This is a genomic window from Streptomyces sp. NBC_01268, from assembly GCF_036240795.1.
In the GTDB taxonomy this organism is placed as follows: domain Bacteria; phylum Actinomycetota; class Actinomycetes; order Streptomycetales; family Streptomycetaceae; genus Streptomyces.
Genome location: NZ_CP108454.1, coordinates 6552363 through 6578324 on the forward strand (window position 1 = coordinate 6552363; position 25962 = coordinate 6578324).

The following is a 25962-nucleotide window of genomic DNA, read 5'->3' on the forward strand; positions in this document are numbered from 1 at the left end:
CGCACACTGGAAGGCATGACGGAGACGCTCACGCCCCCGCCCGGGGGCACCGAAGAGGACACCCGGTACGAGGCGGTCAGCAGCCGCGACGCCCGCTTCGACGGCGTGTTCTTCTTCGCCGTCTCCACCACCGGCATCTACTGCCGTCCCAGCTGCCCCGCCGTCACCCCCAAGCGGCGCAACGTCAGCTTCTTCCCCACCGCCGCGGCCGCCCAGGGCCACGGCTTCCGGGCCTGCCGCCGCTGCCGCCCCGACGCCGTGCCCGGCTCCGCAGAGTGGAACGTCCGGGCCGACGTCGTGGGGCGCGCCGTGCGGATGATCGGCGACGGCGTCGTCGACCGCGAGGGCGTCCCCGGTCTCGCCGACCGGCTCGGCTACAGCGCCCGGCAGGTCCAGCGCCAGCTCACCGCCGAGCTCGGCGCCGGGCCGGTCGCCCTGGCCCGCGCCCAGCGTGCCCACACCGCGCGGCTGCTCCTGCAGACCACCGGCCTGCCCGTCACCGAGATCGCCTTCGCGGCCGGGTTCGCCAGCGTCCGCCAGTTCAACGACACCATCCGCGCGATCTACGCCCGCACCCCCAGCCGGCTGCGCGAAGAGTCCGGCACCGGAGCCGGGCCGCGGACCGCGCTCGCCGCCGGGGTGCCGCTGCGGCTCGCCCACCGGGGCCCGTACGCGGCGGGCGAGGTCTTCGACCTGCTCGCCGCCGAGGCCCTGCCCGGCGTCGAGGAGGTCGTCGGGACCCCCGGCGCCCGCACCTACCGGCGCACCCTGCGCCTCCCGTACGGCACCGGCGTCGTCTCCGTCGACGAACGCTCCCCGGGCCGCTGGCTGGAGGCCCGCATCCACCTCACCGAGCTGCGCGACCTCACCACCGCCGTCCAGCGGCTGCGCAGGCTCCTCGACCTGGACGCCGACCCGTACGCCGTCGCCGAACGGCTCGGCGCCGACCCCGTCCTCGCCGCCGAGGTCGCGGCCCGGCCGGGCGTCCGCTCGCCGGGCACGGCCGAACCGGAGGAGTTCGCGGTACGGACCCTCGTCGGCCCGGACCGCGCCGGGCGGCTCGTCGGGGCGCACGGCACCCCGCTGGAGACACCCTGTGGCAGCCTCACGCACGTCTTCCCCGAGCCCGCCGCCCTGACCGGCGACCCGCTCGCGGGCCCGCTCGCCACCGCGCTCGCCGACGGCACCCTCCGGCTCGACCCGGGCGCCGACCGCGCCGCCACCGCCGCCGCCCTGGCCGCCGTGCCGGGCCTGACCCCCCGCGCCGCCGCCGTCATCCGCACCCGCGCCCTCGGCGACCCCGACGTCGCCCCGGAGGGCCTGCCGGACCGCCCGGAGTGGCGGCCCTGGCGCTCGTACGCGGCCCGGTACCTGCGCGTCACCGGCTGAACCGGCTGGGGGCCGGCCTCAGCCCCAGATCACCGCGCACGCCCACGCGCCGACGATCAGCAGACAGGAGAAGAGCTCCACCAGGACGCTCGTCCCGGCCGCCCGCATCACCGTGCGGGTGGCCGCCCGCGCCTGGCCGTGGCCGCCGAGCCGCAGCCGCTCGGAGAGGTACACACCGCCGACGAAACCGGGGATCGCGCCGAGCACCGGGATCAGCAGGAACCCCAGGACGGCGCCCACCCCCGCGTACGCGACCATCCGCCGGGTGATGCCGACGCCCCGGAAGCGGCGGGGCGGCAGCTGCCACACGACCACCTGGGTGAGGAGCAGCAGGCCCGTCGACGAGACCAGCAGGATCCAGGCGAGCCCGGTCTGCTCGTGCAGCGCCCACCAGAGCATGGCCGCCCACACCAGCCACGTCCCCGGCACGCCGGGCGTCAGCACCCCGAACAGTCCGAGCAGCATCACCATCGCGATCAGCAGGAGCTGCCACACACCCATCTGCCAAGGGTGCAGGAATCCGCTCGTTCTCGCAGGTCGCGGGGTACGTACGGGTCAGGCGGCGAGCGGTATCGCGGCGGCGACCAGGTGCCGCTCCCGGCGGCTGATCAGCGGGAAGACGATCTTCAGAGAGCTCTCGCTGTACGGCGAGGAGAGCACGAAGGAGGAGTTGAGGATCCGCTCCTTGATCTCCGAGCGGAAGAGGTGGGCGCGCTGGATCGTCATCCGGTGCCCCACCGGCTTCGCGAAGGTCTGGTCGGCCTCGAAGATCAGCAGTCGGCGGTCGGTCATCGCCAGGTACATGGGCGTCGGCACCGGGACCACCGTCAGCGCCCCGCCGCTCGCGAGCGCCGACGCCACGCCGAACGCCGCCGTCCTGCCCACCGACACGGTGCTCAGGCCCACGATGGTCGTCACCTCCACCCGCTCCCCCGGCTCCAGCATCGGGGTGACGGCGGTCAGCAGGGCGCGGCGGCGCCTTCCGTTCATGAGGGTGCTCCTGGGAGGGAAGTGGGGGTACGGGGACGGCGTGGCGGGTGCAGGGCGAGTGCGACGCGGGCGGAGGCGGAAATCGGCCGCCACCTTACGGCCACCCCGCCGCGCCCCGGCCACCGCCCCCGCGCTCCCGCGCTCGACGCCGCGCCCCCGCGCTCGACGCCGCGCTCCCGCGCTCGACGCCGCGCCCCCGCTCCTACCGTCGGGCCACCCACCCCTTCTCGTACGCGTGCCAGCCCAGCTGCAGCCGGGTCGTCACACCGGTCAGCTCCATCAGCCCCTTCACCCGCCGCTGGACCGTGCGCAGGCCCAGCTCCAGTTGCTTCGCCACGCTCGCGTCGGTCATCCCGGCCAGCAGCAGCGACAGGATCTCCAGGTCCGTCGGGTCCGGGCCGGGGCTCTCGTCCTGGGTCAGCTGCGCGCCCGCGCCGAGCCGCAGCGGAAGCGCCTCCCGCCACACCGACTCGAAGAGGCCCATCAGCGATTCGAGCAGACCGCTGGCGTGCACGACGAGCGCGGCCGGCTCCGCACCGCGGCCGGTGAGCGGCACCATGGCCAGGGACCGGTCCGCGACCACCAGCTTGGTCGGCACCCGGTCCACGATCCGGATCCGCTCCTCGCGGCCGAGCGCCGCCGACAGCTCCAGCAGCCCCGTGGGCAGCGTCAGCACCTCGCGCTCGATGACCACCCGGTAGCGCACGCCCCGCTCCGCGGCCTGTTCCTCCGCGTCGTTCTCCATGCCGGACACCGCGATCGGCTTGCCCGTCACCAGTGCGCAGACCTCCTCGGTCGCGCCGAGCTGGAGCTGGAGGAAACGGTGCGTGACGGCGCTCGCGCCGGTCACCACCTCCACCAGGTCGTGCACGGCGGGCTCGGTCGCCTCGGCGCGGTACTCCTGGGCCAGCAGCGCCGCCGCCAGCTCCGCCTGTTCCAGCTCGTGCCGCTGCTGGGTGAGCAGCGCGCCGAGCGCCACACCGGGCGGCGCGGCGACCCAGCGGCCGGTGCGCGCGGAGGACTGGGCGGCGAGTCCCTGCGACTCCAGACGGCGCAGCGCCCGCTCGGTGTCGTTCTCCGGCAGCGCCAGCCGGTGGGCGAGATCGGAGACCTCCGCCGCGCCCAGCGCGACGAGCGCGCGGTAGGCGGACTCCTGCCGTTCGTCGAGTCCTATCGCACCCAGCATCCCTGACCCCACCCCTCGCCGGACGTCCCCGGACGACCCGGACATTCACCGGACGTCCACCGGACGCGTTCGTTCCGTTGGTGCATTGGCGGGAAACGGCCACGGCGCATTCCCGCCTCGCCCATCCTGCCTGCACCACCCTCACCTCTGCCAATGTGGCGCCACCGCAGCACCAACAGCCTCCGGACATGGGGCCTTTATGCCTGCATTGCCGGAATCAGATGGGGAGAGCGATGCGCCCGATTTCGCGTACGGCCCTGGGGGCGGCGACCGCCGCCGTCCTGGCCGTCACCGCGGTCGCGGCGTCCGCGGCCGCAGCGCCGCAGGACGCCCAGGCGACCGGCAAGCGACCGCTGGTCGGCAGCGACACCGCCGCCAGGAGCGGGCAGCGGCCCGCCACCGTCACCCTCGTGACCGGCGACCGGGTCCTGCTCACCCGCGACGCCGAGGGCAACCCGGCCGCCGCCGCGCTGCCCCGCGAGGACGGCACCGTGCCGCTCGTGCAGACCCGCCGATCCGGCCAGGACCTGTACGTGTACCCCGAGGGCGCCACCGCCGCGCTGGCCGCGGGCCGGGTCGACGAGGAGCTGTTCAACGTCACCGGCCTGGTCCGTCAGGGCTACGACGACGCCGCCTCCGCCACCCTGCCGCTGATCGGCGTCTACGGCACGGATCTGGCCACCACCCGCGCGGTCCCGCCCGCCCCGCGCGGCGCCACCCGCGGCCAGGTCCTGAAGACCGTCGACGCCGTGGCCCTCAAGGCCGACAAGAAGCAGGCCGCCACCTTCTGGGCCGATGTCACCGGGCCCGCCGCCCGCTCGGCCGGCGGTCTGCGCAAGCTGTGGCTCGACCGCAAGGTCCAGGCCACCCTGGAGCGTTCCACCGCCCAGGTCCACGCCCCCGAGGCCTGGGCCGCCGGCTACGACGGCACCGGCACCAAGGTCGCCGTCCTCGACACCGGCGCCGACGCCGAACACCCGGACCTCAAGGGCCGGATCGTCGCCTCGGAGAACTTCACCGACTCCGCCGGCACCGACGACCGCCAGGGCCACGGCACCCACACCATCTCCACCGTCGGCGGCTCCGGCGCCGCCAGCGGCGGCAAGAAGAAGGGCGTCGCTCCCGGCGCCGCCCTGCTCAACGGCAAGGTCCTCAACGACTACGGCTCCGGCGCCACTTCGTGGATCATCGCCGGCATGGAATGGGCCGTCGCCCAGGGCGCCGACGTCGTCTCCATGAGCCTCGGCAACCCCTCCGAGACCGACTGCACCGACCCGATGAGCGTCGCCGCCGAACAACTCGCCCAGAACGAGGGCACGTTGTTCGTCATCGCCGCGGGCAACTCCGGCCCCGGCAACAACACCGTCTCCTCGCCCGGCTGCGCGGTCGGCGTCCTGACCGTCGGCGCCACCGACCGCGACGACTCCACCGCGTCCTTCTCCAGCCGCGGCCCGGCGTCCGACGCGGCCCACACCCTCAAGCCGGAGATCGCCGCGCCCGGCGTCGGCATCTCCGCGGCGGCGGCCGGCGGCCGCGGCGTCTACGCCTACCAGTCGATGTCCGGCACCTCGATGGCCACCCCGCACGTCGCGGGCGCCGCCGCCATCGTCAAGCAGCGCCACCCCGACTGGACCGCCCAGCAGATCAAGGCCGCCCTCGTCTCCTCCGCCGACAGCGGCGTCCCCGGCGACGCCCGCCAGGTCGGCGGCGGCCGCCTCGACGTCAAGGCCGCCGTCGACCAGACCGTCCTCAGCGCGCCCGCCGTCCAGGGCGGCACCTTCAACTGGCCGCAGGACAGCAGCGACCGCACCACCGTCACCGTCCCCTACACCAACACCGGCGACCGGCCCGTCACCCTCTCCCTCGCCGTCGAGAGGCTCACCGGCAACGACGGCTCCGCCGTCCGCTCCCCGATGGCCCGGCTCGGCGCGCGCACCGTCACCGTCCCGGCCGGCGCCACCGTCCAGGTCCCGCTCCGCATCGACCCCGCCGCCCACCTGGAGCGCGCCCAGTACGGCGACGTCACCGGCCGGGTGGTCGCCACCGGCGCCGGCGGCGTCCACGTCTCCACCCCGTTCGCGCTGTACGTCGAACCCGAGACCCTCACCCTGCGCGTCAAGCTGATCGACCGGCAGGGCAAGGCCGCCGACGGCGCCTCCTCCGTCGACGTCATCGGCACCGACGACGCCACCGGCTCCCGCCGCTTCAACGAGGGCTCCGCCGACCAGGTCTACCGCCTGCGCGCCGGCCGCTACTTCCTCTCCTCCTTCGTCACCACCGCCGACCCCGGCGAGGGCGCCACGCTGACCGACTCGATCAGCTACCTGGCCCGCCCGCAGCTGGAGCTGAAGAAGGACACCACCGTCGTCCTCGACGCCCGGCAGGCCCACCGCCTCTCGGTCCGCACCGACAAGCCGTCCGAACCCCGCGGCGCCACCCTCGCCTTCGCCCGCTCCTGGGACGGCACCTGGCTGCACGCCGGCACCGCCACCGGACCGCGCACCGTCCGCGGCTACTACGCGTCCGTCGAGGGCCGCGCCGACGACGGCGACTTCGAGTTCGGCAGCTACTGGCGCGCCGCCGCCCCGCAGATCGAGCGCCTCGCGACCGGCGACGGCATGCGACTGCACCCGCTGACCGCGTCCATCGCCTCCGACAACCTCGACGGCACCGGCTCCGCCCGCCTCGTCGACGCGGGCACCGGCACCCCCGACGAGCTGAAGGCAGCCGCGGTGCAGGGCCGGATCGCCCTGGTCCGGCTGCCCGACGGCAGCACCGCCGCGGGCACCCTCGCCCGCAACGCCAAGGCGGCCGGAGCCGTCGCCGTCGTCGCGTACCACCAGGCCGCCGGCCGCTGGTACCCCGGCGGCGGGTTCACCGGCCTCGGCCTGCCGGTCCTCTCCGTCCCCGCCGACGAGGCCACCGCGCTGCTCGGCAGGCTCACCGCCGGCGAGGTCACCCTCTCCTGGAAGGCCACCGCGAAGAGCCCCTACCTCTACAACCTCGCCTTCCCCGAGGACCGCCCGGTCCGCGACGACCGGAGCTACCGCGTCGAGGACCGCGACCTCGGCCGCACGGACTCGCGCTACGGGTCCGCCGGCATCGCCACCGACTTCGTCGACTTCCCGGCCGCCTACCGGCCCGACGGCACCGCCGTCTCGTTCGGCTCGCTGGAGACCGTCCCGGCGCCCGGCACCCGCACCGAGTACTACACCGCCGGCGACACCACCTGGCGGCAGCTGGTCGGCAGCAGCTTCCCGTTCGGCGAGCTCATGGTCGGCGACGCGCACGGCTACCGCCCCGGCGAGCGGCGCACCGAGCACTGGTACGACGGCGTCATCGCCCCCACCGCCCCGCGCGACGCGGCCGGGAAGCCGGTCCTCGTCGCCGAGCGCCAGGGCGACCTCATCGGCTTCGCGGACGCCATCTGGGGCGACTCCACCCACCACGCCGAGCCCGGCTCCTTCGGTGACATCGGCAGCCTGCGCCTGAGCAGGGACGGCGAGACCATCGGTGAGACCGGCTGGCCGTTCGGCGTCTTCGAGGTCCCGGCCGAGCCCGGCACGTACCGGCTCGAGCAGAACACCATGAAGATCGGCAGCAAGGTGTGGGCCCGCTCCACCTCCGTCAACTCGGTGTGGGAATTCACCTCCAAGTCCGACCCGAGCGTCTATTCTCAGGGCATCCCGATTCTCTTCCCCCGGTACGACCTTCCGGAGGACGGACTCAAGACCCTCGCCGCGGCGGACGGCCAGCGGATCGGCCTCAGCGCGACGGGTCACGCGGGCTACACCCCCGCGGCCCTCACCTCGGCCAGGCTCTCGTACTCCTACGACGGAGGCGAGACCTGGACCTCGGCCCGGGTCTCCCAGCAGGGCGACGGCTGGACCGCGACCGTGAACCACGCGGGCGCGACCGGCAAGCAGGTCACCCTGAAGACCGAACTGACGGACGCCAACGGCAACTCCGTCACCCAGACCGTGGTCCGCGCTTACGACGTGCGCTGATCACGCCGGTCCGCCGGGCGTCCTTCCCGTGGGGGGTGGGGTCGCCCGGCGGACCATTTTCCGCCCCACCCGTTCGCCACGGCGCTTTCCGCGACACATTTCCGGATGTCCCGTTTTCTGACGGCCTGTGCGGTGGACAATAAGGGCATGACTCAGCAGGGGGACAACTGGTGGGACGAGCTCTACGACGCCTCGGCCGCGGACACCGGGCCCGTCACGACGCCCGACAGCCTCGACGACCGCTTCGACTCCGCGTCCAGGACCACGACCCTGGACACGCCTCCTGAAGAGGCACCCCCGGATCGCCCGCCCGCCGAGGCGTCCGTCGGGTCACCCACCGCGGAGCCCGCGGCGGCACCCACCCTCCAGGTCCCCGCGCCCCGCCCCCGCACCGGACACGTCGGCAGCCGGCCGCCCACCTACGAGGCGGAGCCCACCGCCCTGCCCGCCGCCCGGCCCGGCGAGCTCGACGAGCTCGTCGCCGACACCGTCCTCGACGGCGCCCGCTACGGCGCCTACACCCTGCGCGCCGCCTCCGTCCGCGGCGACTCCGCCCGCTTCCGCGGCGAACCCCGCCGCGACGCGCTCCTCACCGCCCGCTTCGGCCAGGACGAGGCCGCCCTCGTCCTCGTCGCCGTCGCCGCCGGACGACGCGCCTCCGAACACGCCCACCTCGCCGCCGCCGACGTCTGCCGCTGGATCGCCGACTCCGTCGGCCGCAGCCACGCCCGGCTCTCCGAGGACATCCGCACCGGCCGCCGCGGCGACCTCAAGTCCGGTCTCCACCGGCTCACCGACCGCACCTACGGCCGGCTCCGCACCCGCGCCGCCGAACGCGGCCTCGCCCCCGAGGAGTACACGGCCGGCCTGCGCTGCCTGCTGCTCTCCGCCGACCCCGGCTGCCGCACCCGGGTCTTCTTCGGCATCGGCACCGGCGGCCTCTTCCGGCTGCGCGACGGGGCCTGGCAGGACATCGAACCGCTCCTCCCCGAACCCTCCGTCGGCGCCCCCGTCGTCGGCTACGGCTCGCCGCCCGCCCGGACCCCCGACGCGCCGGAGGCCACCGAGGAGGGCGACCGCTTCACCATGGACCTCGGCATCACCACCGCCCCCGGCCCCCTCGTGGAGCCCCCCGTGCCCCCGCCCGCCGAGCCGTTCCGCTTCCGCGCGTCCGTCGCCCGCCCCGGCGACACCCTGCTGCTCGCCTCCCACGGCCTCGCCGATCCGCTGCGCGGCGAACCCGCCCTCGCCCGCGAGCTCGCAGCCCGCTGGGCGGGCGCCGCACCGCCCGGTCTGGCCGCCTTCCTCGCCGACACCCAGCTGCGCGTGACCGGCTACGCCGACGACCGCACGGGGGTGGCGGTCTGGGAGGCGTAACCTCCCCGGCCATGGGTTGATGGACCCATGGCCAAACAGAATGTCGCAGAACAGTTCGTCGACATCCTCGTCCGCGCGGGCGTCCAGCGCCTCTACGGAGTGGTCGGCGACAGCCTGAACCCCGTCGTCGACGCCATCCGCCGCAACTCGGCCATCGACTGGATCCAGGTGCGGCACGAGGAGGTCGCCGCCTTCGCGGCCGGCGCCGAGGCCCAGATCACCGGCAGACTGGCGGCCTGCGCCGGCTCCTGTGGCCCGGGCAACCTGCACCTCATCAACGGCCTGTACGACGCCCACCGCTCCATGGCCCCCGTCCTCGCGCTGGCCTCCCACATCCCGTCCGGCGAGATCGGCCTCGGCTACTTCCAGGAGACCCACCCGGACCAGCTGTTCCGCGAGTGCAGCCACTACAGCGAGCTGATCTCCACCCCGAAGCAGATGCCCCGGCTGCTCCACACCGCGATCCAGCACGCGGTCGGCCAGAGCGGCGTCAGCGTCGTGTCGCTGCCCGGCGACATCGCCTCCGAGCCCGCGCCGGAGAAGGCCCCCGAGATCGCCCTGGTCACCTCCCGGCCCACGGTCCGCCCCGGCGACACCGAGATCGACGCCCTCGTCCGGATGATCGACTCAGCCGAACGGGTGACGCTGTTCTGCGGAAGCGGCACCGCGGGCGCGCACCCCGAGGTCATGCAGTTCGCCGAGCGCGTGAAGGCGCCCGTCGGACACGCGCTGCGCGGCAAGGAATGGATCCAGTACGACAACCCGTACGACGTCGGCATGAGCGGACTGCTCGGCTACGGCGCCGCCTACGAGGCCACCCACGAGTGCGACCTGCTGATCCTGCTCGGCACCGACTTCCCCTACAACGCCTTCCTGCCCGACGACGTCAAGATCGTCCAGGTCGACGTGCGGCCCGAGCGGCTCGGCCGGCGCTCCCGGCTCGACCTCGCGGTCTGGGGGGACGTCCGCGAGACCCTGCGCTGCGTCATCCCGCGCGTCCGGGCCAAGACGGACCGCCGCTTCCTGGACAAGATGCTGAAGAAGCACGCCGACGCGCTGGAGGGCGTGGTCAAGGCGTACACCCGCAAGGTGGAGAAGCACGTCCCCATCCACCCCGAGTACGTCGCCTCCGTCATCGACGAACTCGCCGACGACGACGCCGTGTTCACCGTCGACACCGGCATGTGCAACGTCTGGGCGGCCCGTTACGTCTCGCCCAACGGGCGCCGCCGCATCATCGGCTCCTTCAGCCACGGCTCGATGGCCAACGCCCTGCCGCAGGCGATCGGCGCCCAGTTCACCGACCGGAACCGGCAGGTGATCTCGATGTCCGGCGACGGCGGCTTCTCCATGCTGATGGGCGACTTCCTCACCCTGGTCCAGTACGACCTGCCGGTGAAGGTGATCGTCTTCGACAACTCCTCGCTCGGCATGGTCGAGCTGGAGATGCTCGTGTCCGGACTCCCCTCGTACGGCACCACCAACAAGAACCCCGACTTCGCCGCCATCGCCCGCGCGGCCGGCGCCTACGGCGTCCGCGTGGAGAAGCCGAAGCAGCTGGCGGGCGCCCTCAAGGACGCCTTCAAGCACAAGGGCCCGGCCCTCGTGGACGTCGTCACCGACCCCAACGCGCTCTCCATCCCGCCCAAGATCAGCGCCGAGATGGTCACCGGCTTCGCCCTCTCCGCGAGCAAGATCGTCCTCGACGGCGGCGTGGGCCGGATGCTCCAGATGGCCCGATCCAACCTGCGCAACGTGCCCCGTCCCTGACCGTGGGGCGCGCCATGAATGCGGGCCTCCCCAGGGGGCATGCATCCCCGTGAACCTGTTCGATCCGACGCAGGGTGGGGGATATGGCCGGGGAGGCGCGACAGCCGACTCAACTGCTCAGAAAGGTGGGGTGCGCGGATCTCACCGCCGTGCCCGAAGTGCGCCACGCCTTGCGGGCGATGCTCGCGACGTGGGGCGCGCCGGGCGCCGGTGACGTCGCGGAACTGCTCACCAGCGAACTGGTGACCAACGCCCTGATCCACACGGACACCGGGGCGGTCGTCACCGCCACCGTCGCCCCCGAGCAGCTGCGGGTCGAGGTCCGGGACTTCGTCTCCGGACTGCACCGGGCGCGGGCGCCGCGCGCCGAGGACGGCACGCACGGCAGAGGACTGGTCCTGGTGCAGGCGCTCGCCGACTCGTGGGGGGTCGAGAACCACGGGGTGGGCAAGGTGGTCTGGTTCGAACTGAACGGCGGGGCCGCCTGAGGGCGACCCCGCCGTTCGGCGTGGGGCGTGCGCGCACCCGCGTACCCGAGCTCAGCCGAACTGCTGCTCCAGGTCCGCCAGCTTGCGCTCGAGGGAGTCGAGCCGGGGCAGCGTCTGGGTGTCGTCCTCGGCGGTGAGGTCCACCGTCCGGGGCTCGCCCGGGCGCGGCTCAGCGCCCTTCACGGCTTGGAGGGAGGGCCGGTGTCGAAGCGGCAGCTGTCCGGGGTCCGCTATGGCGGGCTCCGCGACGGCGGCCTGCACCGGCGTCGCGGAGCCCGCACCCGTGCCGGTCCCCAGGGCCGACACCTCCACCTGACGACCGCCGCCGCGCCCGAACGCGCGGTGCTGCCGGTTGAGCGCCTTCAGGCGCGCCCGGTCCAGCTTCGCCTGCTCCCGCCTGCGGATCCGGTTGGCCTCCTTCTCCTTGCGGTCCTCGCGCACCTCGTCGACGGCCTCGTCCAGGGTCCGTACGCCTTCCAGGAGCATCAGCGACCAGGCGCCGAAGGTCTCCCGGGGCGCCCGCAGCCAGCGGACCATGCGGATCTGCGGCAGCGGCCTCGGGATCAGGCCCTGCTCGCGCAGCGCGGCCCGCCTGGTCTGCTTCAGCGCCCGGTCGAAGAGGACCGCCGCCGACAGGGACATGCCCGCGAAGAACTGCGGGGCCCCCGCGTGGCCCAGGCCGCGCGGGGCGTGCACCCAGTTGAACCAGGCCGCGGCCCCCGCGAACGTCCACACCAGGAGGCGCGAGCCGAGGGCCGCGTCGCCGTGGCTGGCCTCGCGGACGGCGAGCACCGAGCAGAACATCGCCGCACCGTCGAGGCCGAACGGGACCAGGTACTCCCAGCCCCCGGTGAGGTTGAGGTTCTGCCGGCCGAAGCCGACGAGGCCGTGGAACGAGAGCGCCGCCGCGACCGCGGCGCAGCAGAAGAGCAGGACGTAGGAGGCGGTTCCGTAGACCGCCTCCTTGCGTCTGCGGCGTTCCTCGCTGCGCTCCCAGGAGTCGTCGGCCGCGGCCTGGTCACCGGCGCGCTTCCCGCGCGCGAGCACCGCCACCGCCGTCAGGACTCCCGCCACCATCACGCCGCCCGGAAGCAGCCAGTCCAGCGATATGTCGGTCAGTCTCATTGCGGTGTCCCTTGCCTCGCAGTAGTGCCTCGCAGTTAGGGCGATACGGCCGCCCATACTGGCCGACCCGACGGGGCGGCCACGGGGTTTCGGGACAAGAGCACGCCATCGGGGCCTTATGGCGTACGAATAGGTGCCATCTTGTCGAACTCGTACGCGAGGAAAGGGAGTTGCGTTCGAAGCGCGCCACCCCTGGGGGTGGCGTAACGGCAAGAGTCGGTCAGGCGGTCACGGCGAGCCTGCGGACCCGCTCCGGGTCGGCGGTGCGCGGGCAGGTCAGGCAGGTGTCCTCGGGGCGCAGCGTGTAGAAGAAGCAGCAGGTCGCCCGGTCGCGGGTGGAACGGGTCGCTCCGCAGGCCTCGGCCGAGCCCTCCAGCGCGCGGAAGCCCGCGGCGCCCACGAACGGCTTGTCCGTCCCCGGCATCAGCAGCTCCAGCTCCGCCATGGCCCGGCCCTCCTCGTCCAGCAGCTCCCCGACGTACCAGAGCCCCTCGACGATCTCGTCCGTCACCATGCCCCACAGCGCCCGCCTGCCACGCCGCATCCGGGGCCCGAAGCCGGCCAGCAGCTCCCCGAAGTGCTCGCCGAGCGAGGCCCGCACCTCGGCCCGCAGCGCCTCCTCGTCCGGGACCACCCGGGCGCCGGGCAGCGCGGCGGCGGGGTCGCCGGGCAGGCAGGCGAACTCCTCGACCCGGACCGCGAGCCGGCCGAGGGCGCGCTGGAAGGCCACGTTCCGTGCGGGCAGCCGGGGCACCCTGCGGTGCAGGAACCAGGGGAGCGTCACGAGCAGGCAGGCGGGCCAGGCGTACCGGTGCAGTCCGAAACTCGCCACCACGTCGGGCCGGGCCGCGCGCCCGTAGTCGCGCCGCACCTGTGCCTCGTCCCAGGCGAGGAAGGCGTCCAGGGCGGCGCCGCCGGCGCCGAGCTCGTCCGCGCCGACCCAGCCGGTGCCGTGGGGCATCCGTTCGTCCCGGGCGACTTCGTCGATGCGCAGACCGGAGAAGACCTCGCCGAGCCGGGCGTAGGAGGCCGCGACGGGCGAGGCGGGGGGAGACGGCAGCAGAGCGGGGACGGCCATGAAGGACCACCGAATCGCGATCGTTAGCAGGTTAGCCTTACCTTACCCGATACGCATGGTGTTTGAACTGCGACGCCGTCCGCCTATCGTGCACGGGGGACCCCGGCGCCGCGAGCCGGGCCCGGCACCAAGGCGCAGGAGGACCCGGGTGGAGCAGGGCAGCACGCGCGAGCGGACCACGGACCGCTCGGCCGCGTCGCCGTACGGTGACGCGGCGCGGGTCCCCGAGCAGGCCCGCGTCCACGACGTCCGGGGGGAGCACACCCACGGCGAACCCCCGGCCCCCGGCCTCGCGCCGCGCGCCGTCCGCCGCCACTCCGTGCGCGGCCAGATCCTCGAAGCCCTCCGCACCGCCCTGGTCGGCGGCGAGCTCGTACCCGGCGAGGTCTACTCCGCCCCCGCCCTCGGCGAGCGCTTCGGCGTCTCCGCGACCCCCGTGCGCGAGGCCATGCAGCAGCTCGCCACCGAAGGCGCCGTCGAGGTCGTCCCCAACCGGGGCTTCCGGGTCACCGAACGCACGCCCCGCGAACTCGCCGAGCTCGCGGAGGTCCGCGCGCTCATCGAGGTCCCCGTCATGCTCCGCCTCGCCCGCACCGTCCCCGCCGCCCGCTGGGCCGAACTCCGCCCGCTCGCCGAGGCCACCGGAGCCGCCGCCGCCCGCGGCGACCGCGCCCACTACGCCGACGCCGACCGCGCCTTCCACCGCGCCGTCCTCTCCCTCGCCGGCAACGAACAGCTCCTCGTCATCGCCGACGACCTGCACCGGCGCTCCCAGTGGCCGCTGGTGAGCGCCCCCGCCACCCGGCACGGCGACCTCGTCGCCGACGCCGCCGAGCACAGCGCCCTGCTCGACGCCCTCGTCGCCCAGGACCTGACGGTCGTCTCCTCGCTCGTGCGGGAGCATTTCACCGGGGCGCAGGACTGACGACTGGGGCGCCACGGGCGACTAAGGTCGACAACGTCAGCACGACACCCGTCGCGACCGCGCCGACCGAGAGGTGCCCATGCCGTCCGTCCGCGCGGAGCTCCCCGGGGCCCCGGCCCTGCTCGGCTGGCTCACCGACCCCGAGGCCCCCCGCCTCTGCCTCGTCACCGAAGCGCCCGGCCTGCTCGACTGGTTCGCGGGCCACGGGCCCCGTGGCGCCGGGCGCCGCCGCACCGCCCGCGCGCTCGTCCCGCTGACCGGCCAGACCGCCCTCGGCACCACCTGGGCCGTCGCCGGCCGGCTCGGCGTCGTCGCCACCTCGCCCGCCGACCTCGTCCGGGTCCTCGCCACCACCGAGACCGGCCGCGTCCCCCGCACCGTCCTGATCCTGCCCGCCCTGCACACCGCCGCCGAACCCGTCCCGGTCGCCGAACTGCTCCGGGACCTCGCCACCCTCGGGCGCGTGCGGGTGGTCGTCGAGACCCGGGAGGGCAGCCCGGAGCACGCGGTCCTCGCCGAGGGGCGGGTCGCGGTCGTGGCGGCGGAGGACGAGGAGCGCGGGGAGCGGGCGGACGGCGGGGGCGACACCGGCCCCACCGGCGACACGGGGCGAGCGCACCCCGCCCCCCTGCCGGACCTCTCCGACCCCCTGGCCGTCTGCGCCGCGGACCCCTTCGCGGTCACCGCCGGATACGTCCGTGACCCGGGCGACCAGCACGGCGGCCTCCGCCCGGCCTGGCTCCGTGCCGGGCAGGCGCTCTGTACGGCCCGTACCCCCGCCGACCGGGCCCTCGCCCTGCTCGCCGTCCTCGGCGACGGCGCCGACCCGAGACTGCGGCCCGCGCTGGAGGAGGCGGCCGCGCCGGCGCGCTGGCGGCTGCGGTGGAGCCGGGTGGTGGGGGACGTCGCCCCGCCCTGGCCCGGCCCGGTCGCCGCGCTCGCCGTGCAGGGCGGCACGCTCCTCGCCGCCGACCTGGGCGGCACGGTACGGCTGCTCGGCGCGGCCGACGCGCGCCCGCTGGGGCGGCTCGACCACCCCGTCACCGGGCGCGTCATGGCCCTCGCGCCGGCGCCCGACGGAACGGTCCTGCTTCTCGACGAGCGGGGCCGGCTGCACACCGTACGGGGCAGGGAGCCGCGCCCGCCCTACCTCCAGCGCCTCACCGAAGCCGTCACCGCCACCCTGACCCGGCACCCCGGCACGGCGCTCGCCGCCATCTCCGGCTCGGTCGTCGTCGGTGACCGGCTCGGCTCCGTCCACGCCTTCGGTCTGACCGGGCTGCACCAGGCGTCCCTGCACAGCGGGCGGGTCACGGCCGTCGGTGCGGTGGAGTCGGAGACGCCGTTCGTGTGCAGCGGCGGCAGCGACGGAACGGTTCGCCTGTGGACCCCCGGGCGGGACCCGGAGCCGGCGGCCCTGGCCGAGCGCCCCTCGCCGGTGGTCTCGCTCCACGCGACGGAGACCCCGTACGGCCCGTTCGTGGCGGTGGCCTGGGCCGACGGCTCCGTGGAGCTCCACGACGTCGAGTCGCACACCCACCGCTCCTTCCGCCCGGGCCCGCCCGTACGCGCGGTCGCCGTGACGCCGGACGGCGCGCTGGTCGTCGGCCTGGACGAGGCCGCGGTGTGCCTGGAACGGGCCTGAGGCGGGGGCGGTCGGGGCCGCCGGTGGCGGGACCTCCGCGGGGGTGGGGGTGTCCGGACCGCGACCTCCACTGCGCTGCGCTCGTTCCGGGCGCCGCCCCGTCCGGACACCCCCACCCCCGCTCCGGTCCCGCCGCCGGCGGCCCCGACCTGGGGTGCGTCCGACCGTCCGAGGCGCACGGACGGGAGTGGGGGACGCGGACCCCCGAACGGCCCCCGCCCCGCCCCTCAGATCGCCGGCCGAGGCGTCAACTGCGCCGCCAGCCACGTAGGCACGCCCCCCAGGAGCCGGAACAGCCGCTCGGCCTCCGCGCGCAGCCGCCCCGCCTCCGGTTCCGTCTCCGCCTCGGCGAGCGAGGCCAGTGCCGGAGCGGTGCCCACCAGGTAGCCCAACTCCTCGCGGATCCGCAGCGATTCGGTGAAGCCGTGCCGGGCCTCCGCCAACTCGCCCTCGCGCAGGGCGAGTCCGGCGAGGTGGCGCCAGGTGAAGGACAGCAGCAGGGTGTCACCGTGCGTCGTCGCCCCCTCGTGCGCCCGGCGGTAGGCGGCGCGGGCCGCCTGTGGGGACTCCCCGAGGTTCTGGGCGATCAGGCCGCGCCGGAAGTCGAGCAGGGCCCGCCCGGAGGTCTCGGGGTCGATGAGGGCCGCCGCGCGGCCGAGCGCCGCCCGTGCCTCGTCGGCCCGGTCCCGCACCCCGAGCAGGGTCGAGGCGTAGGCCAGGTAGCCGCGCTCGCACGCCGCCGCCCCGCGTTCCTCGTCGGTCCTGGCCACCGCTTCGGCGGCCCGCAGGGCCTCCTCCGCGTCGCCCCAGCCCTGTTCGGTGTAGAGACAGCGCTCGATCAGCAGCGCCGCCCGCTCCAGAGCCGCGGCGGGCTCCGTCGCGCGTGGGGCGAGCAGTTCGGCCGCGTCCGTCCAGCAGCCGCGGGAGCGAAGTCTCCATACCGCGGTCTCCAGTGGGGTTCCCCGGCCGTACGCCACATTGCCCTCCCCGAGCGCGCCATCGAGCTGTGAGTAGGACGGCATCTCAGCACGGACGCGGGGGCGGGGCCAAGGGGTCGGGTGAAAGAATTCACAAGGGGAGGCGGCGTGGAAGGCGCGCGGGGAGCGGAAAGGGGCGGCAGTCGCCTGTCGCCCCGTCAGTTCACTTGATCACCCGAAGAGATGAACCGTCAGCTCATCCGCAGCGCGAGGAAGAAGTCCAGCTTGTCCTCCAGGCGGGACAGGTCCCGGCCGGTGAGCTGCTCGATCCGGCCCACCCGGTACCGCAGCGTGTTCACGTGCAGGTGCAGGCGGGTCGCGCAGCGCGTCCAGGAGCCGTCGCAGTCGAGGAACGCCTCCAGGGTCGGGATGAGCTCCGCGCGGTGCCGGCGGTCGTAGTCGCGCAGCGGGTCGAGCAGACGGGCCGTGAAGGCGCGCCGCACGTCGTCCGGGACGAAGGGCAGCAGCAGGACGTGCGAGGCCAGCTCGTGGTGTCCGGCGGCGCAGACCCGGCCGGGGCGGGCGGCGGCGACCCGGCGGGCGTGCCGGGCCTCCTCCAGGGCGCCGCGCAGGCCCTCGGCGGAGTGCACGGCGGCGCTGACGCCCAGGGTGAGCCGGCCGTCGTCGGAGAGCCCGGAGGAGAGCGGGGCCCGTACGGAGGCGAGCAGCGCGTCGGCGTGCAGGCCGAGGGCGACGGCGGGCGGCTCGTCCTCGCTGTCCGGCAGCGGGGCGGCGGCCAGCGGGACCAGGGCGATGGCCTCGTCGCCGCTGTGGGCGACGGCGATCCGGTCCGAGGACTCGGCGCCGGTGCCGGCGGGGTCGACCAGGATCTCCTCCAGGAGCGCCTGGGCGACCGGGCCGCTGTCGACGGCCTGGCCCTGTCCGGACTCGTCCCACTCGACCCGGGCCACCACGACCTGCCAGTGCGGGGCGCTGCCGAGGCCGGGCAGCAGCACCGGGGCGGCCACCCGCAGGCGGGCGGCGATCTCGGCGGGGGCGGCGCCCGTCTGGACCAGCTCCAGGACCTCCTGGGCGAGCCGGCGCCGTACCGTGCGGGACGCGTCCCGGCGGTCCCGCTCGACGGCGATCAGCTGGGTCACGCCCTGCAGCAGGTCGAGTCGGGCGGCCGGCCAGTCGCCGGCGTCGGCCTCGACGGCGAGCAGCCAGTCGGACAGGACGGTCTCGCGGACGTCCCGTGCGGCGGGGGCGGCGCCGCGGCCGGTGTTGCGGATCGGGAAGAGCGAGTAGGTGTTTCCACCGAGGTTCAGGCGGTGCGGGCCGCGCCGCCCGGTGCGGGTGGCGGCGAGGTGCTCGCCCGCCAGGGTGGCGGCGAGGGAGGGTTCCAGGGGCTCCCCGGCGCCGGCGATCTGGCGGCCGGTGGGGGAGAGTACCCAGGCCCGGAGGTCCAGGTCGGAGCCGAGGAGATCGAGGACGACCTCGGGGCCCCCGCCGGCCGGGCCGGAGGTCATCAGGCGTCTGTGGCGGTCGACGACGGCGGCCAGGTCGCCCGCCCGCTCACCGGAGACCTGTCGAACAACGTGCTCGGTGATCGTCGCGAAAGCAACGGACTCGTTTACTGCGAACAGGGGAAGCCGGTGGCGTGAACACGCCTGTACGAGGTCGTCGGGGATGTCCCCGAGCTCGGCCTCGCCGGCGGCCAGCGCGGCCACCCCGGCCGAGGCAAGGATCCGCACGAAAGGCTCGGCGTCGGCCGGCTCCCGCAGCCAGGCGAGGCCGGTGAGGACCAGCTCGCCCCCCGAAAGATAGCGGCTGGGGTCCTTGAGGTCCGTCGTCATCACGCCACGGACGGTGCGGTCCAGCTCCTCGTCGCCGCCGAGCAGGCGCAGCCCCAGCGCGTCGTTCTCCAGCAGTGCGCGCAGCCGCATGATGTCGCCGCCGTTCCTTCTCGTGGGTGTCGCGTTGTCGCCGGTGGCGTGGTGCCACCGTTTCCAGGGGGAAACGGAGAGGTTGCCGTTTCCCGCCTTTCGTTCGAATCTACAAGACGAGGATGGCAGCCAGCCAACTCCTTCATGTTTTCGGTGACTGCACCCGGGCGACACGGGCTTGTGTACTAGGCCACACACCGCGTTAACAGCACATGAAGAGATCGTCGCGGGCCGGCCGTCCCCCCAGCCCCGTACGGACGACCCCCCCGTTCACTAGAAGCACAAGAAGAGAGCCACCATGGACTTCCTTCGCCCCGCCAGCTGGGAGGAGGCGCTCGCCGCCAAGGCCGAGCACCCCACGGCCGTGCCCATCGCGGGTGGTACCGACATCATGGTCGAGATCAACTTCGATCACCGGCGTCCCGAGTACCTCCTGGACCTGAACCGTATCGAGCTGCTGCGCGAGTGGGAGGTCGGCGAGGAGAACGTACGCCTCGGCGCCTCCGTCCCGTACACGCAGATCATGGAGAACCTCCGGGCCGAGCTGCCCGGTCTGGCGCTCGCCTCGCACACGGTGGCCTCCCCGCAGATCCGCAACCGCGGCGGCGTAGGCGGCAACCTGGGCACCGCGTCCCCCGCCGGTGACGCCCACCCGGCGCTCCTCGCGGCCGGTGCCGAGGTCGAGGTCGAGTCGGTGCGCGGCAGCCGCTTCATCCCGATCGACGCGTTCTACACGGGTGTGAAGCGCAACGCGCTGGAGCCCGACGAGCTCATCAAGACCGTCCACGTGAAGAAGGCGGACGGTCCCCAGCAGTACTCCAAGGTCGGCACCCGCAACGCGATGGTCATCGCCGTGTGCGCCTTCGGCCTCGCGCTGCACCCGGAGACCCGGACCGTACGGACCGGCATCGGCTCCGCCGCGCCCACCCCGATCCGCGCCAAGGAGGCCGAGGCCTTCCTGAACGCGGCTCTGGAGGAGGGCGGCTTCTGGGACAGCGGAAAGATCATCACCCCGTCGATCGCCAAGCAGTTCGCCGAGCTGTGCTCGGGTGCCGCCAACCCGATCGACGACGTCCGTGGCACCGCCAAGTACCGCCGCCACGCCGTCGGCATCATGGCTCGCCGCCAGCTCGGCTGGACCTGGGAGCAGTACCGCGGCAACGGCCGCACGCTTGAGGGAGCTGCATAACCATGCGCGTCAATTTCACGGTCAACGGACGTCCGCAGGAAGCCGACGACGTCTGGGAGGGCGAGTCCCTCCTCTACGTCCTGCGTGAGCGGATGGGCCTGCCCGGCTCCAAGAACGCCTGCGAGCAGGGCGAGTGCGGTTCCTGCACGGTCCGCCTGGACGGGGTGCCGGTCTGTTCCTGCCTCGTCGCCGCCGGCCAGGTCGAGGGCCGCGAGGTCGTCACCGTCGAGGGTCTCGCCGACTTCGCCAAGGAGCGCGCCGAGCACGGGGGCTGCGCCTCCGGGGCCTGCGGCACCTCGCTCGACGAGGCCAAGAAGTGGCAGGCGCGCCCGGGCCAGGACTCGCAGACCGGCGAGGCCGGCACCGACCCGGCGGCCCTCTCGCCGATCCAGCAGGCGTTCATCGACGCCGGCGCCGTCCAGTGCGGTTTCTGCACCCCGGGCCTGCTGATCGCGGCCGACGAGCTCCTGGAGCGCCAGAGCGACCCGTCCGACCAGGACATCCGGGAGGCCCTCTCCGGCAACCTCTGCCGCTGCACGGGCTACGAGAAGATCCTCGACGCGGTCCGCCTGGCGGCCGCCCGTCAGGGAGAGGCGGTCTGACCATGGCGCAGAACACGCGCACCGTTCCGGCGGGCACGCCGACGAACGTCACCCAGAACCACACGAAGGGCGGCATCGGCGAGTCCACGCTCCGCCCCGACGGCACCCTCAAGGTGACCGGTGAGTTCGCCTACTCCTCGGACATGTGGCACGAGGACATGCTGTGGGGCCAGACCCTGCGCTCCACCGTCGCCCACGCCGAGATCGTCTCCATCGACATCTCCGAGGCCGTCGCGATGTCCGGCGTCTACGCCGTGCTGACCTACGACGACCTGCCGGCCGAGGTGAAGAACTACGGCCTGGAGATCCAGGACACCCCCGTCCTGGCCCACGGCAAGGTACGGCACCACGGCGAGCCGGTGGCGCTGATCGCCGCCGACCACCCGGAGACCGCCCGCCGCGCCGCCGCCAAGATCAGGATCGAGTACAAGGAGCTGCCCGTCGTCACCGACGAGGCCTCCGCGCTCGCTCCCGACGCGCCGCTGATCCACGAGGGCCGCGACGACCACCACTCCGGTCACGTCCCGCACCCGAACATCGTGCACCGCCAGCCGATCATCCGCGGAAACGTGGCGGCGGCCCGCGAGCGGGCCGACGTGATCGTCGAGGGCGAGTACGTCTTCGGCATGCAGGACCAGGCCTTCCTCGGCCCGGAGTCCGGCCTGGCCGTGCCCGCCGAGGACGGCGGCGTCGACCTCTACGTCGCCACCCAGTGGCTGCACTCGGACCTCAAGCAGATCGCCCCCGTCCTCGGCCTGCCCGAGGAGAAGGTCCGCATGACGCTCTCCGGCGTCGGCGGCGCCTTCGGCGGCCGCGAGGACATCTCGATGCAGATCCACGCCTGCCTCCTGGCGCTGCGCACCGGCAAGCCGGTAAAGATCGTCTACAACCGCTTCGAGTCCTTCTTCGGGCACGTGCACCGCCACCCGGCGAAGCTGCACTACGAGCACGGCGCCACCAAGGACGGCAAGCTCACCCACCTCAAGGCACGGATCGTCCTCGACGGCGGCGCCTACGCCTCGGCCTCCCCGGCCGTCGTCGGCAACGCCTCCTCGCTCGGCGCCGGCCCGTACGTGGTCGACGACGTCGAGATCGAGGCGGTCGCCCTCTACACGAACAACCCGCCCTGCGGCGCCATGCGCGGCTTCGGCGCGGTCCAGGCGTGCTTCGCGTACGAGGCGCAGATGGACAAGCTGGCGGCCAAGCTGGGCATGGACCCGGTCGAGTTCCGCCAGATCAACGCCATGGAGCAGGGCACGCTCATGCCGACCGGCCAGGTCGTGGACTCGCCGGCCCCGGTCGCCGAGCTGCTGCGCCGGGTCAAGGCCCGCCCGCTGCCGCCGGAGCGCCAGTGGGAGACCGCCGGCGAGGGCGCGGACGTCCGCGCGCTGCCCGGCGGCCTGTCCAACACCACGCACGGCGAGGGCGTCGTCCGCGGCGTCGGCTACGCCGTCGGCATCAAGAACGTCGGCTTCTCCGAGGGCTTCGACGACTACTCGACCGCCCGCGTGGTGCTCCAGGTCATCAACGGCGAGGCCGTCGCCATGGTCCACACGGCCATGGCCGAGGTCGGCCAGGGCGGTGTCACCGTGCACGCCCAGATCGCCCGCACGGAGCTCGGCGTCACGCAGGTGACCATCCACCCCGCCGACACCCAGGTCGGCTCCGCCGGTTCGACGTCCGCCTCCCGGCAGACGTACATGACCGGCGGCGCGGTGAAGAACACCTGCGAGGCCGTCCGCGAGAAGGTCCTGGAGATCGGCCGCCGCAAGAACGGCTCCTACCACCCCGCGTGGGCGACCGCCGAGCTGCTCCTGGAGGGCGGCAAGGTCGTCACCGACGGCGGCGAGGTGCTCGCGAACCTCGCGGACATCCTGGAGGGCGAGGAGCCGATCGACCTCGAACTCGAGTTCCGGCACCGTGCGACCGTGCCGTTCGACCTGGTCACCGGCCAGGGCGACGGTCACGTCCAGTACACCTTCGCCGCGCACCGCGCGGTGGTGGAGGTGGACACCGAGCTCGGCCTGGTCAAGGTCATCGAGCTCGCCACCGCCCAGGACGTCGGCAAGGCGCTCAACATGCTCTCCGTCGTCGGCCAGATCCAGGGCGGTACCACCCAGGGCCTGGGCGTCGCGGTGATGGAAGAGATCATCGTGGACCCGAAGACCGCGAAGGTGCGCAACCCCTCCTTCACGGACTACCTGATCCCCACGATCCTCGACACGCCGACCATCCCGGTCGACGTCCTCGAACTGGCCGACCCCAACGCGCCGTACGGCCTGCGGGGACTCGGCGAGGCCCCGACCCTGTCGTCCACCCCGGCCGTCCTCGCGGCGATCCGGAACGCGACGGGCCTGGAGCTCAACAAGACGCCGGTCCGCCCCGAGGCGCTCACCGGCACCCTGTAGGACCTCTCCGGACGGTGCGTGCCTCCCAGGAACGTCACACTTCCCCCCGCCCGCACCGTCCGGGGAACCGCAGTACTCGGTAGTACCCGTTCGTCTCGGGCCGTCCCCCGGGTCGTGCAGCCCACTTGATTTCCCAAATCCCGCAGCTTCACAGATCAGAACACCTTCGAAGTCTGATGCGGGTGCCCCTTTGAACCTTGGGAGTAGGCCCCATGACCCAGTCGTCAGTGGAGCCCAAGACCACGGCCGAGGACGCGGGCAACGGCTCGCGCAACCCCGCCGGCAGGTCTTGGCTCGACCGGTACTTTCACATCTCGGAGAGAGGATCCACCGTCGCGACGGAGATCCGCGGCGGCGTCACCACCTTCATGGCGATGGCGTACATTCTCCTGCTCAACCCCCTGATCCTCAGCGGCAAGGATGTCGACGGGAACATCCTGAGCCAGCCCGCGCTGATCACCGCCACCGCGCTCTGCGCGGCCGCGACCACTCTCCTGATGGGCTTCTGGGGCAAGGTCCCGCTCGCCCTGGCCGCGGGCCTCAGCGTCTCCGGCGTGATGGCCTCGCAGGTCGTGCCGGTCATGACCTGGCCGCAGGCCATGGGCATGTCGGTCGCGTACGGAGCGGTGATCTGTCTCCTGGTGGTCACCGGCCTCCGCGAGATGATCATGAACGCGATACCCCTCGCGCTCAAGCACGCCATCACCATCGGCATCGGTCTCTTCATCGCGATCATCGGCTTCGTGAAGGCCGGCTTCGTCCACGAGAACCCCGCCCCCGGCGGCGGTCCCGTGACCCTCGGCCCGGCCGGTGAGCTCGAAGGCTGGCCCGTCCTGATCTTCGCCTTCACCCTGCTGCTGATCTTCGCCCTGCAGTCCCGCAACATCCCCGGCGCCATCCTCATCGGCATCGTCGCGGGCACCGGCGTCGCCGCCCTCCTCAACGCGGTCGTCGACATCCCGGCCAAGGCCTGGTTCTCCGGCGCCCCCGAGCTGCACGGCAGCGCCGTCTCCGCCCCGGACTTCTCGCTCATCGGAGACGTGTCCTTCAGCGGCTGGGGCGACGTCGGCTACATCACGATCACCATGATCGTCTTCACCCTGGTGCTGGCCGGCTTCTTCGACGCCATGGCGACCATCCTGGGAGTCGGCACCGAGGCCAAGCTGGCCGACGACAAGGGCCGCATGCCGGGCCTGTCCAAGGCGCTGTTCATCGACGGCGCCGGCGGCGTCCTCGGCGGTGCGGGCGGTGCCTCGGGCCAGACGGTCTTCGTCGAGTCCGCCACCGGCGTCGGCGAGGGCGCCCGTACCGGTCTGGCCTCCGTGGTCACCGGCGCGTTCTTCGCCCTGTGCCTGTTCTTCACGCCGCTCACCGCGATCGTCCCGCAGGAGGTCGCCGCCGCGGCCCTGGTCGTCATCGGCTCGATGATGATGCAGAACGCCAAGCACGTCGACTGGAGCGACCGCTCCGTCGCGATCCCGGTGTTCCTCACCGTGGTCCTGATGCCCTTCACGTACACCATCACCACCGGTGTCGCGGCCGGCGTCATCTCCTACGTGGTCATCAAGAGCGCGCAGGGCAAGGCGAGGGAGGTCGGCGGTTTCATGTGGGCGCTGACGGCCGTCTTCGTCATCTACTTCGCGATCCATCCGATCGAGAGTTGGCTGGGCGTCGGCTGACGCCCGTAACGTCGCCCTCCACACAACAATCCGAGGAGTTCGAGATGCTGGACATCGCCGAAGAGCTGCACCGGTGGGTCGAGCAGGGACGCGAGTTCGCCGTCGCCACCGTGGTGGCGGTCGGCGGGAGCGCGCCCCGGCAGCCGGGCGCCGCCCTCGCCGTCGACAGCGAGGGCACGGCGATCGGATCGGTCTCCGGCGGATGTGTGGAGGGAGCCGTCTACGAGCTGTGCCGGCAGGCGCTGGAGGACGGCCGCACGGTCGTCGAGCGCTTCGGCTACAGCGACGAGGACGCCTTCGCCGTGGGCCTGACCTGCGGCGGGATCATCGACATCCTCGTCACCCCGGTCCGCGGCGGGGTCTACCCCGCCGCGCTCGCGGCCGCCGTCTCCGGCGAGGCGGCCGCCCTCGCCCGGATCGTCGAGGGACCCGAGGACCTGAGGGGCCGGGCGCTCCTGGTCCACCCCGACGGCTCGTACGAGGGTGCGCTCGGCGGCCACCCGGAGCTCGACCGCACCGCCGCCGCAGAGGCCCGCGCGATGCTCGACGCGGGCCGCACCGGGACCGTCGGGATAGGCGAGGACGGCAGCCGCTGCGGACAGCCGCTGACCCTCCTCGTGGAGTCCTCCGTCCCCGCCCCGCGCATGATCGTCTTCGGTGCCATCGACTTCGCGTCCGCACTGGTCCGGGTCGGCAAGTTCCTCGGCTACCACGTCACCGTCTGCGACGCCCGCCCGGTCTTCGCCACCGAGCTGCGCTTCCCCGAGGCCGACGAGATCGTCGTCGCCTGGCCCCACCGCTACCTCGCCACCACCGACGTCGACGCCCGCACCGTCCTGTGCGTCCTCACCCACGACGCCAAGTTCGACGTCCCGCTCCTCCAGGCCGCGCTCAAGCTGCCCGTCGCCTACGTCGGCGCCATGGGCTCCCGCCGCACCCACGAGGACCGCAACAAGCGCCTGCGCGAGGTCGGCGTCACCGAACTCGAACTCGCCCGGCTGCGCTCCCCGATCGGCCTCGACCTCGGGGCCCGTACGCCGGAGGAGACCGCGCTGTCCATCGGAGCCGAGATCGTCGCCGACCGCCGCGGCGGCAGCGGCGCCGCGCTCACCGGAGCGCACACCCCGATCCACCACGACGGCCCGCGCGAACCGGCCGGCCGGCTCGGCTCGGTGGCCTGACCACCCGCACCGCGGGGGCGCGCGGGCGGGGCGCCGGGCCGTCCCCGCCGTCGGTCCGGC

19 protein-coding genes are annotated in these 25962 nt (G+C 73.7%); 12 read left to right on the forward strand and 7 right to left on the reverse strand.

Annotated features, from left to right (window positions below):
- Window positions 1-15 precede the first annotated feature (15 nt).
- A complete protein-coding gene (locus OG309_RS29405) occupies window positions 16-1389 on the forward strand; it encodes a bifunctional transcriptional activator/DNA repair enzyme AdaA (protein ID WP_329425352.1) in 1374 nt (457 codons plus the stop codon).
- An 18-nt stretch (window positions 1390-1407) separates the two neighbouring features.
- Here OG309_RS29405 and OG309_RS29410 read toward each other — a convergent pair whose 3' ends face one another.
- The 3 genes from OG309_RS29410 to OG309_RS29420 form a co-directional block, all read right to left on the reverse strand.
- Complete coding sequence (locus OG309_RS29410; RefSeq protein WP_329425354.1) at window positions 1408-1890, reverse strand: DUF456 domain-containing protein; 483 nt, start codon at window positions 1888-1890, stop codon at window positions 1408-1410.
- Window positions 1891-1944: 54 nt separating this feature from the next.
- Complete coding sequence (locus OG309_RS29415) at window positions 1945-2379, reverse strand: hypothetical protein (RefSeq protein WP_329425356.1); 435 nt, start codon at window positions 2377-2379, stop codon at window positions 1945-1947.
- Window positions 2380-2581: 202 nt separating this feature from the next.
- A complete protein-coding gene (locus OG309_RS29420; RefSeq protein ID WP_329425358.1) occupies window positions 2582-3565 on the reverse strand; it encodes a helix-turn-helix domain-containing protein in 984 nt (327 codons plus the stop codon).
- Between the two features lie 233 nt (window positions 3566-3798).
- On the opposite strand from OG309_RS29420, the gene OG309_RS29425 reads away from it, so the two are divergent.
- The 4 genes from OG309_RS29425 (at window position 3799) to OG309_RS29440 (ending at window position 11207) form a co-directional block, all read left to right on the forward strand.
- Entirely contained in the window at window positions 3799-7572 is a 3774-nt protein-coding gene (locus tag OG309_RS29425; protein WP_329425360.1) for a S8 family peptidase, read from the forward strand.
- Between the two features lie 147 nt (window positions 7573-7719).
- Window positions 7720-8949 carry a protein phosphatase 2C domain-containing protein gene (locus OG309_RS29430; RefSeq protein WP_329425362.1) on the forward strand — a complete coding sequence of 410 codons (1230 nt, stop codon included), beginning with the start codon at window positions 7720-7722 and terminating at the stop codon, window positions 8947-8949.
- 27 nt (window positions 8950-8976) lie between these two features.
- Entirely contained in the window at window positions 8977-10719 is a 1743-nt protein-coding gene (locus OG309_RS29435) for a pyruvate dehydrogenase (RefSeq protein ID WP_329425364.1), read from the forward strand.
- Between the two features lie 149 nt (window positions 10720-10868).
- Window positions 10869-11207: an ATP-binding protein gene (locus OG309_RS29440; RefSeq protein WP_402547161.1), complete on the forward strand. Its 339-nt coding sequence runs from the start codon at window positions 10869-10871 to the stop codon at window positions 11205-11207.
- 51 nt (window positions 11208-11258) lie between these two features.
- Here the strand turns inward: OG309_RS29440 and OG309_RS29445 are convergent, their stop codons facing one another.
- Entirely contained in the window at window positions 11259-12332 is a 1074-nt protein-coding gene (locus OG309_RS29445; protein ID WP_329425367.1) for a DUF2637 domain-containing protein, read from the reverse strand.
- 220 nt (window positions 12333-12552) lie between these two features.
- Entirely contained in the window at window positions 12553-13410 is an 858-nt protein-coding gene (locus OG309_RS29450) for a (2Fe-2S)-binding protein (RefSeq protein WP_329425369.1), read from the reverse strand.
- A 148-nt stretch (window positions 13411-13558) separates the two neighbouring features.
- Here OG309_RS29450 and OG309_RS29455 point away from each other — a divergent pair, with 148 nt between their 5' ends.
- On the forward strand, window positions 13559-14335 hold the full coding sequence (locus OG309_RS29455) for a GntR family transcriptional regulator (protein WP_329425371.1): 777 nt from the start codon (window positions 13559-13561) through the stop codon (window positions 14333-14335).
- A gap of 79 nt (window positions 14336-14414) precedes the next feature.
- A complete protein-coding gene (locus OG309_RS29460; protein ID WP_329425373.1) occupies window positions 14415-15980 on the forward strand; it encodes a WD40 repeat domain-containing protein in 1566 nt (521 codons plus the stop codon).
- A gap of 227 nt (window positions 15981-16207) precedes the next feature.
- On the opposite strand, the gene OG309_RS29465 is transcribed toward OG309_RS29460, so the two are convergent.
- A complete protein-coding gene (locus tag OG309_RS29465; RefSeq protein WP_329428597.1) occupies window positions 16208-16933 on the reverse strand; it encodes a hypothetical protein in 726 nt (241 codons plus the stop codon).
- Between the two features lie 215 nt (window positions 16934-17148).
- On the reverse strand, window positions 17149-18843 hold the full coding sequence (locus OG309_RS29470) for a PucR family transcriptional regulator (protein WP_329425375.1): 1695 nt from the start codon (window positions 18841-18843) through the stop codon (window positions 17149-17151).
- 298 nt (window positions 18844-19141) lie between these two features.
- Here OG309_RS29470 and OG309_RS29475 point away from each other — a divergent pair, with 298 nt between their 5' ends.
- The 5 genes from OG309_RS29475 (at window position 19142) to OG309_RS29495 (ending at window position 25902) form a co-directional block, all read left to right on the forward strand.
- Window positions 19142-20032, forward strand: a complete 891-nt coding sequence (locus tag OG309_RS29475) for an FAD binding domain-containing protein (RefSeq protein ID WP_329425376.1) — start codon at window positions 19142-19144, stop codon at window positions 20030-20032.
- A gap of 2 nt (window positions 20033-20034) precedes the next feature.
- Complete coding sequence (locus OG309_RS29480; protein WP_329425378.1) at window positions 20035-20634, forward strand: (2Fe-2S)-binding protein; 600 nt, start codon at window positions 20035-20037, stop codon at window positions 20632-20634.
- Between the two features lie 2 nt (window positions 20635-20636).
- On the forward strand, window positions 20637-23042 hold the full coding sequence (gene pucD, locus OG309_RS29485; protein WP_329425380.1) for a xanthine dehydrogenase subunit D: 2406 nt from the start codon (window positions 20637-20639) through the stop codon (window positions 23040-23042).
- A 212-nt stretch (window positions 23043-23254) separates the two neighbouring features.
- Window positions 23255-24721, forward strand: a complete 1467-nt coding sequence (locus tag OG309_RS29490; RefSeq protein WP_329425381.1) for an NCS2 family permease — start codon at window positions 23255-23257, stop codon at window positions 24719-24721.
- 44 nt (window positions 24722-24765) lie between these two features.
- A complete protein-coding gene (locus tag OG309_RS29495) occupies window positions 24766-25902 on the forward strand; it encodes an XdhC family protein (protein ID WP_329425384.1) in 1137 nt (378 codons plus the stop codon).
- Window positions 25903-25962 lie beyond the last annotated feature (60 nt).

What these genes read in the sequence shown, in the direction of transcription:
- OG309_RS29405 (WP_329425352.1), top strand. Translation starts at nt 16, where the DNA reads ATGACGGAGACGCTCACGCCCCCGCCCGGGGGCACCGAAGAGGACACC.
- OG309_RS29410 (WP_329425354.1), bottom strand. Translation starts at nt 1,890, where the DNA reads ATGGGTGTGTGGCAGCTCCTGCTGATCGCGATGGTGATGCTGCTCGGA.
- OG309_RS29415 (WP_329425356.1), bottom strand. Translation starts at nt 2,379, where the DNA reads ATGAACGGAAGGCGCCGCCGCGCCCTGCTGACCGCCGTCACCCCGATG.
- OG309_RS29420 (WP_329425358.1), bottom strand. Translation starts at nt 3,565, where the DNA reads ATGCTGGGTGCGATAGGACTCGACGAACGGCAGGAGTCCGCCTACCGC.
- OG309_RS29425 (WP_329425360.1), top strand. Translation starts at nt 3,799, where the DNA reads ATGCGCCCGATTTCGCGTACGGCCCTGGGGGCGGCGACCGCCGCCGTC.
- OG309_RS29430 (WP_329425362.1), top strand. Translation starts at nt 7,720, where the DNA reads ATGACTCAGCAGGGGGACAACTGGTGGGACGAGCTCTACGACGCCTCG.
- OG309_RS29435 (WP_329425364.1), top strand. Translation starts at nt 8,977, where the DNA reads ATGGCCAAACAGAATGTCGCAGAACAGTTCGTCGACATCCTCGTCCGC.
- OG309_RS29445 (WP_329425367.1), bottom strand. Translation starts at nt 12,332, where the DNA reads ATGAGACTGACCGACATATCGCTGGACTGGCTGCTTCCGGGCGGCGTG.
- OG309_RS29450 (WP_329425369.1), bottom strand. Translation starts at nt 13,410, where the DNA reads ATGGCCGTCCCCGCTCTGCTGCCGTCTCCCCCCGCCTCGCCCGTCGCG.
- OG309_RS29460 (WP_329425373.1), top strand. Translation starts at nt 14,415, where the DNA reads ATGCCGTCCGTCCGCGCGGAGCTCCCCGGGGCCCCGGCCCTGCTCGGC.
- OG309_RS29470 (WP_329425375.1), bottom strand. Translation starts at nt 18,843, where the DNA reads ATGCGGCTGCGCGCACTGCTGGAGAACGACGCGCTGGGGCTGCGCCTG.
- OG309_RS29475 (WP_329425376.1), top strand. Translation starts at nt 19,142, where the DNA reads ATGGACTTCCTTCGCCCCGCCAGCTGGGAGGAGGCGCTCGCCGCCAAG.
- OG309_RS29480 (WP_329425378.1), top strand. Translation starts at nt 20,035, where the DNA reads ATGCGCGTCAATTTCACGGTCAACGGACGTCCGCAGGAAGCCGACGAC.
- pucD (WP_329425380.1), top strand. Translation starts at nt 20,637, where the DNA reads ATGGCGCAGAACACGCGCACCGTTCCGGCGGGCACGCCGACGAACGTC.
- OG309_RS29490 (WP_329425381.1), top strand. Translation starts at nt 23,255, where the DNA reads ATGACCCAGTCGTCAGTGGAGCCCAAGACCACGGCCGAGGACGCGGGC.
- OG309_RS29495 (WP_329425384.1), top strand. Translation starts at nt 24,766, where the DNA reads ATGCTGGACATCGCCGAAGAGCTGCACCGGTGGGTCGAGCAGGGACGC.